Source organism: Algibacter agarivorans (assembly GCF_039543245.1).
In the GTDB taxonomy this organism is placed as follows: domain Bacteria; phylum Bacteroidota; class Bacteroidia; order Flavobacteriales; family Flavobacteriaceae; genus Algibacter_G; species Algibacter_G agarivorans.
Map to the genome: position 1 here is coordinate 1 of NZ_BAABJJ010000016.1, position 549 is coordinate 549.

The following is a 549-nucleotide window of genomic DNA, read 5'->3' on the forward strand; positions in this document are numbered from 1 at the left end:
AAAAGCAATGAAATAAATCAGTAAAATGGTTAGATTTAGTGTGTCCAAAATTTATTTAGGACAGGATTGATTTGAGATCAATAGCGTCCTAAACGATTAAAAAAGAGAAAGGGAAATTTGTTCCGCAAAGTTACCTTTGTGGTGCAACACAAAAAACACCTTTCTCCGATGCTAAATATAACGTTGTTTTCCCAAATAATCTCAAAATTGGATAAGTCAAAATTCAAGAAACTGGTAAAGTCTCACCATAGTGATAAGCACCAAAAAGGATTTGATAGTTGGTCCCACTTGGTTTCAATGCTGTTCTGTCAATTTTCAAAAAGTCAATCTGTTCGTGATATTAGTAATGGGCTACGTTCTGCAACAGGTAACCTGAACCATATGAGCATGCTCAAGGCGCCTTCAAAATCCACGGTAAGTTATCAGAACAAAAACCGAAGTTGGGAACTGTTCAGGGATTATTATTACATTCTGTTAGAAAATCTAGGGCAGCAAGCCCATATGAAACGGACCAAGTTCAGGATAAAACCAAAAATATTCCTGTTGGAT

At 36.1% G+C, this 549-nt stretch carries 1 protein-coding gene; it reads left to right on the forward strand.

Features of this window, described 5'->3' with window-relative positions; genetic code table 11:
• Window positions 1–168: 168 nt before the first annotated feature.
• Window positions 169–549, forward strand: a 381-nt coding sequence (locus ABD935_RS07470) for a DUF4372 domain-containing protein (protein WP_345191153.1), incomplete at its 3' end; no start/stop codon positions are given.